Origin of the sequence: Chelatococcus caeni (assembly GCF_014196925.1) — a bacterium.
In the GTDB taxonomy this organism is placed as follows: Bacteria; Pseudomonadota; Alphaproteobacteria; order Rhizobiales; family Beijerinckiaceae; genus Chelatococcus_A; species Chelatococcus_A caeni.
Window position 1 is genome coordinate 484,086 of sequence record NZ_JACIEN010000003.1, and the last position, 13,596, is coordinate 497,681.

Annotated in this window: 12 protein-coding genes; 9 read left to right on the forward strand and 3 right to left on the reverse strand. The window is 69.2% G+C overall.

Annotated features, from left to right (window positions below):
* The first annotated feature begins 102 nt into the window (after nt 1–102).
* Nucleotides 103–1,137 carry an extensin-like domain-containing protein gene (locus GGR16_RS15175; protein ID WP_063190092.1) on the forward strand — a complete coding sequence of 345 codons (1,035 nt, stop codon included), beginning with the start codon at nt 103–105 and terminating at the stop codon, nt 1,135–1,137.
* On the opposite strand, the gene dapB is transcribed toward GGR16_RS15175, so the two are convergent.
* Nucleotides 1,138–1,941, reverse strand: a complete 804-nt coding sequence (dapB, locus tag GGR16_RS15180; RefSeq protein WP_026014804.1) for a 4-hydroxy-tetrahydrodipicolinate reductase — start codon at nt 1,939–1,941, stop codon at nt 1,138–1,140.
* A 97-nt stretch (nt 1,942–2,038) separates the two neighbouring features.
* On the reverse strand, nt 2,039–5,635 hold the full coding sequence (locus GGR16_RS15185) for a hydantoinase B/oxoprolinase family protein (protein WP_183317110.1): 3,597 nt from the start codon (nt 5,633–5,635) through the stop codon (nt 2,039–2,041).
* A gap of 229 nt (nt 5,636–5,864) precedes the next feature.
* On the opposite strand from GGR16_RS15185, the gene GGR16_RS15190 reads away from it, so the two are divergent.
* From GGR16_RS15190 to GGR16_RS15225, 8 genes are all read left to right on the forward strand, one after another.
* Nucleotides 5,865–6,839: a TRAP transporter substrate-binding protein gene (locus GGR16_RS15190; protein ID WP_019400371.1), complete on the forward strand. Its 975-nt coding sequence runs from the start codon at nt 5,865–5,867 to the stop codon at nt 6,837–6,839.
* A gap of 317 nt (nt 6,840–7,156) precedes the next feature.
* A complete protein-coding gene (locus GGR16_RS15195; RefSeq protein WP_019400370.1) occupies nt 7,157–7,714 on the forward strand; it encodes a TRAP transporter small permease in 558 nt (185 codons plus the stop codon).
* A gap of 3 nt (nt 7,715–7,717) precedes the next feature.
* Entirely contained in the window at nt 7,718–9,025 is a 1,308-nt protein-coding gene (locus GGR16_RS15200; protein WP_183317111.1) for a TRAP transporter large permease, read from the forward strand.
* Between the two features lie 18 nt (nt 9,026–9,043).
* The gene (locus tag GGR16_RS15205) at nt 9,044–9,598 is read left to right on the forward strand and encodes a winged helix DNA-binding protein (RefSeq protein ID WP_019400368.1); all 555 of its coding nucleotides are present in this window, start codon (nt 9,044–9,046) and stop codon (nt 9,596–9,598) included.
* Between the two features lie 84 nt (nt 9,599–9,682).
* Nucleotides 9,683–10,165, forward strand: coding sequence for a hypothetical protein (locus GGR16_RS15210; RefSeq protein WP_026014803.1), 483 nt, complete (start codon nt 9,683–9,685; stop codon nt 10,163–10,165).
* A 10-nt stretch (nt 10,166–10,175) separates the two neighbouring features.
* Nucleotides 10,176–10,874 (forward strand): ribonuclease T2 family protein, encoded by a 699-nt coding sequence (locus GGR16_RS15215; RefSeq protein ID WP_183317112.1) that lies wholly within the window; start codon nt 10,176–10,178, stop codon nt 10,872–10,874.
* A gap of 13 nt (nt 10,875–10,887) precedes the next feature.
* On the forward strand, nt 10,888–11,733 hold the full coding sequence (locus tag GGR16_RS15220) for a 23S rRNA (adenine(2030)-N(6))-methyltransferase RlmJ (RefSeq protein ID WP_183317113.1): 846 nt from the start codon (nt 10,888–10,890) through the stop codon (nt 11,731–11,733).
* Between the two features lie 146 nt (nt 11,734–11,879).
* Nucleotides 11,880–12,482 (forward strand): glutathione S-transferase, encoded by a 603-nt coding sequence (locus GGR16_RS15225; RefSeq protein ID WP_019400364.1) that lies wholly within the window; start codon nt 11,880–11,882, stop codon nt 12,480–12,482.
* Nucleotides 12,483–12,616: 134 nt separating this feature from the next.
* Here GGR16_RS15225 and GGR16_RS15230 read toward each other — a convergent pair whose 3' ends face one another.
* Entirely contained in the window at nt 12,617–13,294 is a 678-nt protein-coding gene (locus GGR16_RS15230) for an outer membrane protein (RefSeq protein ID WP_026014801.1), read from the reverse strand.
* Between the last annotated feature and the right edge of the window lie 302 nt (nt 13,295–13,596).

The following is a 13,596-nucleotide window of genomic DNA, read 5'->3' on the forward strand; positions in this document are numbered from 1 at the left end:
GCCGCATAAGGGGGCGCGCGGAGAGTTGCGTTAATGGCGCGCAGATTTGCGACATTCGCCGCGGCGATACTGGCCTGTGCCGGCGTCGCCGGTTGCGGGCTGATGACATTCGAGAAACGCGAAGCCTGGCGCAGCGAGGCGGAATCGGCCTGCCTCGCGCAGAAGCTCGTGCAGCCGTCGGCCTATGTCGAACCGATGAAGTCGATCTCCGGACCCGGCGCCTGCGGCATGGATTATCCGTTCCGCGTCAAGGCTTTCGCCGGCGGCGAGATCGGCCTGACGTCCAAGGCGGTGCTCGCCTGCCCCGCGATCTCCACCTTCGACACCTGGCTGATCGAGGTCGTCCAGCCCGCCGCCTCGCTCTATTTCGGCGCGCCGGTGACCGAGCTGCGGGCCGGGTCCTATTCGTGCCGCTCGATGAACAACCAGGCGGGCGCGCGCAAGTCGGAGCACTCCTACGGCAACGCCGTCGACGTCATGGCCTTCCACCTGTCGGACGGACGCAAGATCACGGTCGCCAAAGGGTGGAAGGGCGATCCGGTGGAGCAGGAATTCCTGCGCGAGGTCTTCGTGGGCTCCTGCCGCTATTTCTCGACGGTGCTCGGCCCGGGCTCGGACGCATTCCACTACGACCATTTCCATCTCGATCTCGCCCGGCATGCCAAGGGCCGGACGATCTGCAAGCCGGTCATCAAGTTCACGCCGCGCCTCGTGCCCGGACAGTATGACGCGAGGCCCCGGCAGGCCGCTCCCTATGGCGGCGAGCCGGCCTACACGCCCCGGCCGGCCGGCCCGGTCTACAAGGGCTACGACCGCCCCGGTGGCAGCCCCATGACCATCCACGACCAGCCGCTCGGCGAGGGAGAGGACGAGGGCGGCGCCGTCATCGATGAGGAATATCTCGGCATGTCGTCCACCAGGACGCCGCCGGGATGGCAGGTCGGGCCGGCGCCGGCCAGCGCGCCGCCGATGGCGACGAGCCACGCCGCGCCGGTCTACGGACAGCAGGACCGGCCGGCCACCTATCAGGCTCCGCCCGCCTATCCGACGCAGAGCTATGCCGCCCCGCCTCCGCGCCCGCGGACCGACGGCACGCTCGGCGTGCTGCGGCCGCCGGGCCTCGTCGGCGGCTCCTGATCAGTCCATGATGCTGTCGAGGCCGCGCCTGAGCCCCGGCTTCTCCGCCACCTTCCGCACGGCGAGCAGCGTGCCGCCGACGTAAGGGGCGGCCGAGGACCCGGCGTCGTGCCGCAGCGCCAGGCGCTCGTCATCGAGGCCGAACAGCACCTCGCAGGACAGGCGGTAGCCCGGCATGCGCACCGAATGCACCTGCACCGGCGTCGACAGGCCGACGGCGCCGCCGCGCGTCTCGCGGATGCCGCTGAGATCGTCGACCGGACGCGAGGTCGGATGCAGGCGCTCGAAGGAGAGCGTCTCGGCGAGTTCCCGCGCCGTGCCCGACGGCACGTCCGGCTTCTGCGCCGCCGCATAGTCGATGATCTCGACGTCGGGGACATATTTGGCCGCCTCGAGCGCGAAGCGCTTCATGAGCGTGGCCGTGATCGAGAAATTGCCGGCGGCGATCACGCCGATGCCCCGTTCCTCCGCGGCATCGTCGATCTCGGCATAATCCTCCGCCCCGAGGCCCGACGTGCCGACGACCACGTGGCAGCCGGCGGCGATCGCCTTGAGCGCATGCGCCTTCACGGCGCCCGGCTTGGTATAGTCCACGAGCACGTCGGCCTGCGCCGCGAGCGCGGCGTCGACATCCGGCAGGATCTCGACGCCGATCGGCCCGATGCCGGCCACCTCGCCCGCATCGCGCCCGGCCGCCGAACGCGCGACCGCCGCGACCAGCGCGAGATCCGGCGCCTCGTGCACGGCGGCGACGAGCGCCTTGCCGACCCAGCCGGTCGCCCCGGCGATGATGACCCTGATCATGTGCTCCGGCTCCTCCTTCTGGGGCAGGCGCCCACTGCGCCTGCCCGGCTCTTCCTCCTGGCCGATTCGCATCGGCCAGGCATCACCGCACGGCCGATCAGGCCTTGCCGTAGCCGCCGCCGGTCGGCGTGACGATGGTGATGGCCTCGCCCGCCTCGATCAGCGTCTGGTCGCAGCCGCCGAGTTCCTCGATGCGCCCGTCCTTGCGGCGCACGAGGTTGCGGCCCGCCTGGCCCGGCTCGCCGCCCGCGAGCCCGAAGGGCCGCACGCGGCGGTGGCCGGAGAGGATGGCGCAATCCATCGCCTCGCGGAAGCGGATGGTGCGGCTCGTGCCGTTGCCGGCCCGCCAGCGCCCCTTTCCGCCCGAGTTCGGCCGGATGTGGAAGTCCTCCAGCACGACGGGGAAGCGCGTCTCGAGGATTTCCGGATCCGTCAGGCGCGAGTTGGTCATGTGCGTGTGCACGCCGTCGGCTCCGCTGAAGCCCTCGCCGGCCGGCGCGCCCGAGCAGATGGTCTCGTAGTACTGGTACTGGTCGTTGCCGAAGGTGAGGTTGTTCATGGTGCCCTGGGCGGCGGCGAGCGCACCGAGCGCACCGAACAGGCAGTTCGTCACGGCCTGGCTCACCTCGACATTGCCCGCGACCACCGCCGCGGGGTAGCGCGGCGACAGCATGGAGCCCTCCGGCACGACCACGTTGATGGGCCTGAGGCAGCCGGCATTCATCGGGATCTCGTCATCCACCATGACGCGGAAGACATAGAGCACGGCGGCGCGCGTCACCGGCGCGGGCGCGTTGAAGTTGTCGTCGCGCTGCGGCGAGGTGCCGGTGAAGTCGACGGTCGCCTCGCGCTTCTCCTTGTCGACCGTGATCTTCACGCGGATGAAGCAGCCCTGGTCCATCTCGTATTCGAAGGATGAATCGTGCAGCCGGTCGAGCACGCGGCGCACGCTCTCGGCGGCATTGTCCTGTACGTGGCCCATGTAGGCCTCGACCACGTCGAGCCCGAAGTGGCCGATCATCTTCCTGAGCTCGGCCACGCCCTTCTCGTTGGCGGCGATCTGCGCCTTGAGGTCGTTGACGTTCTGCACGACGTTGCGGGCCGGGTATCTGGCGCCGAGGAAGAGGTCGATCAGCTCCTTCTCGCGGAAGCGGCCCTCATCGACGAGCTTGAAGTTGTCGATATAGACGCCCTCCTCCTCGATGGTGCGGGCGCGCGGCGACATGGAGCCCGGCGCCGTGCCGCCCACATCGGCGTGATGCCCGCGGCTCGCCACCCAGAAGAGGATGTTCTCGCCCTTCTCGTCGAAGACGGGCGTGCACACCGTGATGTCCGGCAGGTGCGTGCCGCCGTTGTAGGGCGCGTTGAGCACATAGACGTCGCCGGGGCGGATGACCGGGTTCTGGCGGATGACCGTCTCCACCGAGCGGTCCATCGAGCCGAGGTGCACCGGCATGTGCGGCGCATTGGCGACGAGCCGCCCCTCGCGGTCGAAGACGGCGCAGGAGAAGTCGAGCCGCTCCTTGATGTTCACCGAATAGGCGGTGTTCTGCAGCGTCACGCCCATCTGCTCGGCGATGGACATGAAGAGGTTGTTGAAGATCTCCAGCATCACCGGGTCGGCCTCGGTGCCGATGGCGGTGCGCTTGGGCAGCGCCTTCACCCGCTCGAGCACGAGGTGGTCCTTGCCGGTCAAGAGCGCCTCCCAGCCGTCTTCGACGACCACCGTCTGGTTGGGCTCGATGACGACGGCCGGCCCCGGCACGCGGGCGCCCGCCTTCATCTCCTGTCGCAGGAAGACCCCGGCCTCGTGCCAGCGGCCCTGGCTGAAGAAGCGCGTCGTGCGGTGCGGCTCGGCCGGGGCGGCCTGCTCGTCGCCCGCCGCCTCCTCCGCGAAGCGGGCGCCGCCGCCGACGGTCTCCACCTCGACGGCCTCGACGACGAGCCCCTTGGTGTCGTCGATGAAGCCGAAGCGGCGGCGATGCGCGTCCTCGAAGGCCGCCTGCATGGCGGCAACGTCCCCCGCCGGCACGGCGAGCGCCGTGTCGGTGCCGGCATAGCGCACATGGGCGCGCACGAAGGTCTCGATGTCGGAGCGCGCGATGCCCTGGCCCTCGAGTTCGGCAAGGCATTCGGCGGCGAGCCCATCTCCGAGCGCCGCGACGGCGGCCGGGGCCGCGGCATCAAGCGGCACGTCGAGCGCCTTCTGGCGTGTGGCGCGCACGTCGGCGAGGCCCATGCCATAGGCCGAGAGCAGGCCCGAGAACGGATGCATCAGCACCTTCGTCATGCCCAGCGCATCGGCCACGAGGCAGGCGTGCTGGCCGCCGGCCCCGCCGAAGGAGTTGAGCGCATAGGCCGTGATGTCGTAGCCGCGCTGCACCGAGATCTTCTTGATGGCCTCGGCCATGTTGGCGACGGCGATCTGGATGAAGCCGTCGGCCACCTCCTCGGGGCTGCGCCCGTCCCCGACCTCCGCCGCCATGGCGGCAAAAGCCGCGCGCACGGCCTCGGCGTCGAGCGCCTCGTCCTGCGCCGGGCCGAAGATCTTCGGGAAGAACTCCGGCATCAGCTTGCCGAGCATGACATTGGCGTCGGTCACCGCGAGCGGGCCGCCGCGGCGGTAGCACTTGGGGCCCGGATTGGCGCCGGCCGAATCGGGCCCGACGCGGAAGCGCGAGCCGTCGAAATGCAGGATCGAGCCGCCGCCCGCGGCGACGGTGTGGATGAGCATCATCGGCGCACGCATGCGCACGCCAGCCACCTCGGTCTCAAAGGCGCGTTCGTATTCGCCGTCGAAATGGGCGACGTCCGTCGAGGTGCCGCCCATGTCGAAGCCGATGACGCGGTCGAAGCCTGCGGACTTGCCCGTCTCGGCCATGCCGACGACGCCGCCGGCCGGGCCCGAGAGGATGGCGTCCTTGCCCTGGAACAGCTCGGCGGCGGTGAGGCCGCCCGAGGACATCATGAACATGAGGCGCGCCCCGGTGCGGGCGATGTCGAGTTCCTCCGACACCTGCGCCACGTAGCGCCGCAGGATCGGCGAGAGATAGGCGTCGACCACCGTGGTGTCGCCGCGTCCGACGAGCTTGACGAGCGGCGAGACCTCGTGGCTGACCGAGACCTGCGTGAAGCCCATGCGGCGGGCGAGCTCCGCCACCGCCTGCTCGTGGGCGGGATAGCGGTAGGCATGCATGAAGGCGATGGCGAGCGCATCGATGCCCTTGGCCCGGATGCCGGCGAGCTGCACCTCGACCTGCATCAGGTCGGGCGCCGCCTCGACGGTGCCGTCGGCCAGCACGCGCTCCTCGATCTCGACGACGCTCTCGTAGAGCTCCTCGGGCTTGATGATGTTGCGGGCGAAGATCTTCGGCCGCGCCTGGTAGCCGATGCGCAGGGCATCACGAAAGCCCTTCGTGGTGATGAGCGCGACCCGGTCGCCCTTGCGCTCGAGCAGCGCGTTGGTGGCCACGGTCGTGCCCATGCGCACGTCGCCGATGAGGCCGGCGGGGATCGCCTCGCCCCTGGCGAGGCCGAGATGGTCGCGGATGCCCTGAACGGCGGCATCGCGGTAGGCTTCCGGGTTCTCGGAGAGGAGCTTGCGCGCATGCAGCCTGCCCTGCGGGTCACGCGCGATGACGTCCGTGAACGTGCCGCCGCGATCGATCCAGAAATCCCACCGACCTGCCATCATGCTCTCCCGATGTCCGAAATCACGCTGGGCTTCGTGCCGGCCTCGCGGCGCGTCGGCCGCTGCCAAGGCGCTCCTGCCGGCGCCGTCGGGCCCTCCCGGGCCGCAGCGCATGGGATGAGAGAAGCAGGACGATGATAAAACGTCAACAATTTGTTGACATGAAATCCGGCCCCGCTAGCATGCGAATATCGGCGCGCGAAGGGGCGCGCGCCGCACGGGAGAGATTGTCATGAACGTTTTGACGCGCGCTGCCGCGGGCCTCGGCCTTGCGGCGCTTCTTGCCTCGCCGGCCGTGGCGCAGAACAAGTGGGACCTGCCGACGCCTTATCCGGACGGCAACTTCCACACCAAGAACATCGTCCAGTTCGCCGAGGACGTGAAGGCGGCGACCGGCGGCTCGCTGCAGATCACGGTCCACGCCAACCAGTCGCTGATCAAGCACCCCGACATCAAGAATGCCGTGCGCAGCGGCACGGTGCCGGCCGGTGAGCTGCTCGTCTCGCGCCTCGCCAACGAGAGCCCGATCTTCGAGGTCGATTCGGTTCCCTTCCTCGCCTCGAGCTACGACGCCTCGAAGAAGCTCTATGCGGCCCAGAAGCCCATCCTCGAGAAGAAGCTCGGCGAGCAGGGCCTGATGCTGCTGTTCTCAGTGGCCTGGCCGCCGCAGGGCATCTTCGCCAAGCAGGAGCTCGACACGCTCGCCGACCTCAAGGGCGTCAAGTTCCGCGCCTATTCGAAGTCGACGGAGCGCGTCGCCCAGCTCGCCGGCATGGTCCCGGTGCAGATCGAGGCCTCGGACATCGCCACCGCCTTCGCCACCGGCCGCGTCGGCGCGATGATCACCTCGCCTTCCACCGGCACCGATTCCAAGGTGTGGGACTTCCTCAGCCACTACTACGACACCCAGGCCTGGCTGCCGCGCAACATGGTCATCGTCAACAAGGCCGCCTTCGACAAGCTCAGCGACGCCGAGAAGCAGGCGGTGCTCGAGGCGGCCAAGAAGGCCGAGGAGCGCGGCTGGGAGATGAGCGCCGTCGAGACCAAGGAGAAGACGGACCTGCTCGCCAAGAACGGCATCAAGGTCACCGCCCCCTCCGAGGACATGAAGAAGGGCTTCGCCGAGATCGGCGCCACGATGACCGCCGAGTGGGAGAAGGCCGCGGGCGAGGACGGCAAGGCCATCCTCGACGCCTACCGCAATTGAGGACAGGGCTGTCCCGCATCGGAGCCGATCGCGGATAGATCGCTCCAAGGGCTCCGGGAGCCATTCCCCCTCCCCCCACGCAGTGGTGGGGAGGCTCGGGGTGGGGAGCGGTGCCGCAGGCTGACGGTGGCAGGGGTTGGGACGGTGCATCGCCCCCCATCCCTAGCCCCTCCCCACCGCAAGCGGGGGAGAGGGGAACAGCACCACCGGCTTGCATCTCACCGCCGCACGACCCGGCGCCCTCGATGCAATGATCCGCACCGCCCCGGCGGCGGTGACGCCCGCCTTTCATCATCCTGCCGGCAGGAGGAGGCCTCATGCGCGCGGCCCTCGACCGTCTCTATTCATTGTCGCTCTGGCTCGCTGGCCTCTGCCTCGTCGCCATCGCCGTGCTCGTCGGCCTGCAGGTCGGTGCCCGCCTGCTCGACAGCGCCCTGCGCACGGTCGGGCTCGAGCAGACCGGATTCATCGTGCCCTCGCTCGCCGAGATCGGCGGGTTCCTTCTTGCGGCGGGCAGCTTCCTCGCGCTCGGCGCCAGCCTCAAGGCCGGCAGCCATATCCGCGTCACCATGCTGCTGTCCCTCGTCGGGGAACGGCTGCGCAGGCCGATGGAGCTGTTCGCGCTCGGCCTCTCCGCCCTCGCGAGCGGCTACGGCACCTGGTACACGGCCAAGCTCGCCCTCGATTCGTGGGCCTTCAACGAGAAATCCTACGGCATCGTGCCCGTGCCGCTCGTCATCCCGCAGGCGAGCCTCGCCATCGGCCTCGCCATCCTGACCATCGCCATCCTCGACGAATTGCACGAGACCGCGGTGCGCGGACGCCCGTCCTTCCGCTCGTCGGAAGACGCCATCGCCGTCGGCAAGGAGGCCTGAGCGATGGACGCCGTCACGCTCGCGAGCCTGCTCATCGTCGTCCTCTTCCTTGTCCTCGGCACCGGCACCTGGATCGCGCTGGCCCTCGGCATCGTCGCCTATTCGGGCATGGTCATCGCCGTCTCGGCGCCGCCGGGCCAGGTGCTCGCCACCTCCGTCTGGGGCGCGGCGACGTCGTGGGACCTCACCGCCCTGCCGATGTTCATCTGGATGGGCGAGATCCTCTACCGCACGCGCCTGTCGCAGGACATGTTCTCCGGCCTCGCGCCGTGGATGCGCGCCCTGCCGGGCCGGCTGCTCCACGTCAACGTCGTCGGCTGCACGATCTTCGCCGCCGTCTCCGGCTCCTCCGCCGCAACCTGCGCCACCATCGGCCGCATCTCGCTGCCGGAGCTGAAGAAGCGCGGCTATGACGAGCGCCTCGCCATCGGCACGCTCGCCGGCGGCGGCACGCTCGGGCTGCTCATCCCGCCGTCGCTGATCATGATCGTCTACGGCGCGGCGACGGAGCAGTCGATCGCGCGCCTGTTCATCGCCGGCGTCGTGCCCGGCATCATCGTCGCCGGCCTCTTCATGGCCTATGTGGGCGGCTGGGCGCTCCTCAACCCCGGTCGCATGCCCGAGCGCGAGCCGAAGATGCTGCTGCGCGAGCGCCTCGTCGCAGGCTGGCGGCTCATCCCGGTCATCCTCCTCATCCTCGGCGTCATCGGCTCGATCTACGGCGGCTTCGCCTCGGCGACGGAGGCCGCGGTCGTCGGCGTCGCGCTGTCGCTCGTCATGTCGCGCGCCATGGGCACGCTCGACTGGGCGAGCTTCCGCGACGGGCTCCTCGGCGCCACGCGCACCTCGTGCATGATCGCCTTCATCCTCGCCGGCGCGGCCTTCCTGACGACGGCGATGGGCTTCACCGGTATCCCGCGGGCGCTCGCCGAATGGATCGGCGCCATGAACCTCAGCCCGTGGCAGCTGCTGCTGGCGCTGACGCTGTTCTACATGGTGCTCGGCTGCTTCCTCGACGGCATCTCGATGGTGGTGCTGACGACGGCGGTGATCATGCCGCTCGTCCAGGCCGCGGGCTTCGACCTCATCTGGTTCGGCATCTACATCGTCATCGTCGTCGAGATGGCGCAGATCACGCCGCCCGTCGGCTTCAATCTCTACGTGCTGCAGGGCATGACCGGGCGGAGCATCTTCCGCATCGGCCTCTATGCCCTGCCCTTCTTCCTCATCCTCGCCGTCGTGGTGGCCCTGCTCGCGATCTTTCCCGATCTCGCGCTGTGGCTGCCGCGCACCATGCTCGAGGCGGGCTGAGGGCTTGCGGAGGTCGCCATGACGAAGAACAGCACCGACAGCGCCCCGGCGGAGGCACGGGACCTGCCCGTGCTCGGCCCCATCGTCTCCTCGGCCCATCTCGCCTCCGGCGCCCTGCCCGCGCTCTCGGAGTTCGAGTTCGGCCTCATCCTCGTCAGCCATGCCTTCCATCGCTGGATGGTGCGCGGCATGGCCGCCGCGGGGGTGCCGGACCTGTCGCCGCTCGACGTGCTCGTGCTGCACTCCGTCAACCACCGCGGCAAGGGCAAGAAGCTCGCCGACATCTGCCTCGTCCTCAATGTCGAGGACACCCACCTCGTGACCTACGCCGTCAAGAAGCTCGAGCGCCTCAAGCTCGTGAAGAGCGGCCGCACGGGCAAGGAGAAGACGGTCGCCGTCACGCCCGAGGGCGAGGCCGCCTGCCTGCGCTATCGCGCCATCCGCGAGCAGCTGCTCGTGCGCGCGGTGCGCGGCCTCGGCCTCGACGAGGGCGCCCTGTCGCAGATCGCGAGCAACATGCGGGCCCTGTCCGGCCATTACGACCAGGCCGCCCGCTCGGCCGCTTCGCTCTGAGACGGCGCCGCGCCGCTTGACCTTCGCCGTCGCGCCGCGCATCGTCCGCCACACGACCTTCACTCATTGCGTGTGGGGAGAGCGATGCGCGCCTTGTTCGCCTTGTCAGTCGCAGCCGTTACCATGAGCTCCATGGCCCTTGCCGCCGACTACGACCGGACCGTCGCCTATCGCGCCGGCCCGGCCTATCTTTCCGACACGGTCCCGGCCGAGCGTCGGGAGGTGCCCTGGACGGGCCGCGTGCCGGCCTGCGACGATCCGGCCGTGCTCTCCGACATCCGGGAGCGCTTCGCCACCACCGAGGCGCGCTACTGGGCCTCCTCGCTCAGCATCACCAGTTTCGAGCACATCCGCTCCCTCGGTTATCGCCCGTGGGGCGCGAGCTACATTCCACGCCGCTTCTGCGCGGCCCGCTCCTGGACGTCCGACGGGCGCAAGCGCACGGTCTATTATTCGGTGCGCGAAGATCTCGGGCTTGCCGGTTGGGGCTGGAACGTCGAATGGTGCGTCAGCGGGCTCGACCGCTCCTATGCCTATGGCGGCCACTGCCGCGCCGCCCGCCCCTGAAAGAGCGCCGATGCCGAGATCGAACGGGCGGCCCCGCCTCACCGGCCGCAGAGCGGGGCTGGCCATCTGCGCGAGCCTGAGCGCCCTTCTGCTCGCGGGCGGTGCCGATGCCGCCGGGCCCGAGCGGGGTGGCCGCCCCGGCGCATTCGACTTCTACGTGCTTGCCCTCTCCTGGTCGCCGGGCTTCTGCGCGCTGTCCGACAAGGCCGACGAGCGCGAGCAGTGCCGTGACGGGGCTGGCCTCGGCTTCGTCGTGCACGGCCTGTGGCCGCAGCATGAGCGGGGCTATCCGACCGACTGCGCCAACGTGCCACGCAATCCCTCGCGCGCCGCCGTCGCCGAAGCCGCGGGGCTCTATCCGGACGAGGGCCTCGTGCGCTATCAGTGGCGCAAGCATGGCACCTGCTCCGGCAGGAGCCCGAGCGACTATTTCGCCGACGTGAAGCGCGCGCGCGACATGGTGACGATCCCGCCGCAGCTGCAGAGCCCGGCCGGGGACCAGGCCTTCACGCCCATCGACCTCGAACGCGCCTTCGTCGCCGTTAACAAGGGCCTCAGGACCGACATGATGTCGATCGTCTGCCGGCGCGGCGTGCTGCAGGAGGTGCGCATCTGCCTGACGAAGGACCTGCGCGGCTTCCGCACCTGTCCCGAGGTCGACCGCAGCGGCTGCCGCTTCGGCGATCTCAAGGTCGAGGCGCCGCGGTGAGGATCTTGCCGACATGAACTACCGCCACGCCTATCACGCCGGCAATTTCGCCGACGTGATGAAGCACGCGCTGCTCGCGCGCATCCTCGTCCATCTTCTGAAGAAGGACGCGCCGTTCCGCGTCATCGACACCCATGCCGGCATCGGGCTGTACGATCTTGCCGGCGAGGAGGCCGAGAAGACCGCGGAATGGCGCAACGGCATCGGCCGGCTAGAGGCGCCGCTGCCCGAGGAGGCCGAGGCGCTGATCGCTCCCTACCGGGCCGCCATCGCAGCCGTGCGTGCCCGCCACGGGGAAAACACCTATCCCGGCTCGCCGATGCTCGTCTCGGCCATGCTGCGCCGGCAGGACCGCGCCATCGCCATCGAGAAGCACCCGAAGGACGCCGAAACGCTCACCCGCATCCTGACCTACGACCAGCGCATCAAGGCGATCGCGCTCGACGGCTGGACCGCGCTCAACGCCATGATCCCGCCGCCCGAGCGGCGCGGCCTCGTGCTCATCGACCCGCCCTTCGAGGAGCCGGGAGAACTCGAGCGGCTGGCGGACGAGATCGCCCGCGCCTGGAAGAAGTGGCCGACCGGCCTCTTCGCCGGCTGGTACCCGATCAAGGACGTGCGCGCCATCGACGCCTTCGCCGCGCGCCTCGCCGCAAGCGGCACGCGCAAGGTGCTGCGCCTCGAACTGATGGTGACCGACGGGCGCGATGCGGCTCGCCTCAACGGCTCCGGCCTCGTCGTCGTCAACCCGCCGTGGACGCTCAAGGAGGAGGCCGAAATCCTGCTGCCGGCCCTCGCCGAGCGCCTGGCGCAAGGCGCCCGCGCCGGCTTCCGCGCCGAATGGATCGCCGGCGAGTGACGGCCCGCACCGCCGGCCTCACCCCGCAGCCATGCGCCGCGGGCGCTTGCCCGCACAAGGCCGGCCCGTCACAAAGCTTGCCACGGCTGCCGACACGTCAGCCGCTGCCGATTCGCCTTCAGACCGCCCGAGGAGAAGCTTAGCCCATGCTCGTCCTGCGCTCGTCCCCCGCCTCCCCCTTCGGCCGCAAGGTCAAGATCGCCGCCGCCGTTCTGGGCCTCTCCGACCGTATCGAGATCGTGCCGGCCGACACGACCGACCCGGGCGATTCGCTGCGCCGGCAGAACCCGCTCGGCAAGATCCCGGCCCTCGTCCTCGAGGATGGACGCGTCCTCTATGATTCGCGCGTCATCGCGGAATATCTCGACCACCTCGCCGGCGGCGGCCTCTATCCCGCGGGTGAGAAGCGCTTCGATGCGCTTGTCCGCCAGGCGCTCGCCGATGGCATCATGGATGCCGCCATCCTGCAGGTCTACGAGAGCCGCTTCCGCGGCCCGGACAAGCACGAGCCGAAGTGGGTGGAACACCAGGCCGGCAAGGTCGCGCGCGCCCTCGCCTCGGTTGCCGCCGCCCCGCCGAGCCTCGCCGCCGGCCTCGACATCGGCCATGTCGCGCTGGCCTGTGCCCTCGGCTATCTCGACCTGCGCTTCGGCGGCGCCTGGCGCAACGAGCATCCGGCACTCGTCGCCTGGCTCGACGACTTCGCGGAGCGCGTCCCCGCCTTCGAGAAGACGAAGGTTTCGGCGTAACGCACGCCACGGCCCGGCCTAGACGCTCCGGGGCCGGGCGTTTCACGCTGTGGGTGCGCTGCCGCCCCGGCCAATAAAAAACCCGGCGACCGAAGTCGCCGGGTCGTGAGGAACCGGTGTGAACCGGAAGCCGACTAGAACTTGTAGTTCAGGCCGGCGCGGACGACCGAGAACTGGGTCTCCGCCTTGTTGGCACCGTAGTAACGGTTGTCGCCGAGGTCGACGTAGAGGTATTCGGCCTTGGCAGTGATGTTGTTGGTGAAGGCGTACTCGAGACCGGCGCCGAGCGTCCAGCCGACGCTCGTCTCCGACTTCGAGAACGACAGGCCAGCCGTGGCGTCGATGCCCGAGAACTTCGTCTCGCCGTAGGCAAGACCACCCGTCACGTAGATGAGGGCGCGGTCGAAGGCAGCGCCGACGCGGGCACGGACGGTACCGAAGTACTCGACCTCGCCGCGGCCGGTGCCGATGTTGCCGTTGGCGAACGTCGTGGCGGAGGTGCTGCCCTTGAGGTCGGCGTACTGGATGTCCGTCTCGAGACCGACGACGAACTGGCCGATCTGGTAGTTGTAGCCGATCTGGCCACCACCGACGAAGCCGTCCGGATCATCGAAGCCCGGAGCCTTCGAGAACTCACCCCAGCCGTAGCCGGCGTTCACACCGACGTAGAAGCCGGTCCAGGTGAAGATCGGAACGACCGGAGCCGGAGCGACGGGGGCGACGTTGCGGCTCGGAAGGTCGGCAGCGAACGCCGCGGCGCCGGAAGCGATGAGGCCGGCAGCAGCAACACCCGCGAGAAGAATCTTTTTCATCATTTAACTCCTTAATGCTTCCCACGGACCGCGGCCCGCCCGGAAGTTGCATCCTTCTAACCGAACCTCTCCCGGCTGTCTGTTGCTGCGCCGCCACAGGCCCCTTCGGCGACTATGGCTGAAAAGTGACGGAAGCCGGGAGAAATGTGGGACCACCTTAAGGCAGGCGGCGCAAGGGCGGCTGGCACCTTCCGCGCGAACGCATCAACCTATTGTGTTTATTTCATTTTCGTAGCCGGACGGCGGTGTTAACCAACCGTTCATCATGCCCTTCTCGACCCCATTCCGGACGTTATGGCGCA

Coding starts and splice junctions, on each gene's coding strand:
- GGR16_RS15175 (WP_063190092.1), top strand. CDS start 103: ATGACATTCGAGAAACGCGAAGCCTGGCGCAGCGAGGCGGAATCGGCC.
- dapB (WP_026014804.1), bottom strand. CDS start 1,941: ATGATCAGGGTCATCATCGCCGGGGCGACCGGCTGGGTCGGCAAGGCG.
- GGR16_RS15185 (WP_183317110.1), bottom strand. CDS start 5,635: ATGATGGCAGGTCGGTGGGATTTCTGGATCGATCGCGGCGGCACGTTC.
- GGR16_RS15190 (WP_019400371.1), top strand. CDS start 5,865: ATGAACGTTTTGACGCGCGCTGCCGCGGGCCTCGGCCTTGCGGCGCTT.
- GGR16_RS15195 (WP_019400370.1), top strand. CDS start 7,157: ATGCGCGCGGCCCTCGACCGTCTCTATTCATTGTCGCTCTGGCTCGCT.
- GGR16_RS15200 (WP_183317111.1), top strand. CDS start 7,718: ATGGACGCCGTCACGCTCGCGAGCCTGCTCATCGTCGTCCTCTTCCTT.
- GGR16_RS15205 (WP_019400368.1), top strand. CDS start 9,044: ATGACGAAGAACAGCACCGACAGCGCCCCGGCGGAGGCACGGGACCTG.
- GGR16_RS15210 (WP_026014803.1), top strand. CDS start 9,683: ATGCGCGCCTTGTTCGCCTTGTCAGTCGCAGCCGTTACCATGAGCTCC.
- GGR16_RS15215 (WP_183317112.1), top strand. CDS start 10,176: ATGCCGAGATCGAACGGGCGGCCCCGCCTCACCGGCCGCAGAGCGGGG.
- GGR16_RS15220 (WP_183317113.1), top strand. CDS start 10,888: ATGAACTACCGCCACGCCTATCACGCCGGCAATTTCGCCGACGTGATG.
- GGR16_RS15225 (WP_019400364.1), top strand. CDS start 11,880: ATGCTCGTCCTGCGCTCGTCCCCCGCCTCCCCCTTCGGCCGCAAGGTC.
- GGR16_RS15230 (WP_026014801.1), bottom strand. CDS start 13,294: ATGAAAAAGATTCTTCTCGCGGGTGTTGCTGCTGCCGGCCTCATCGCT.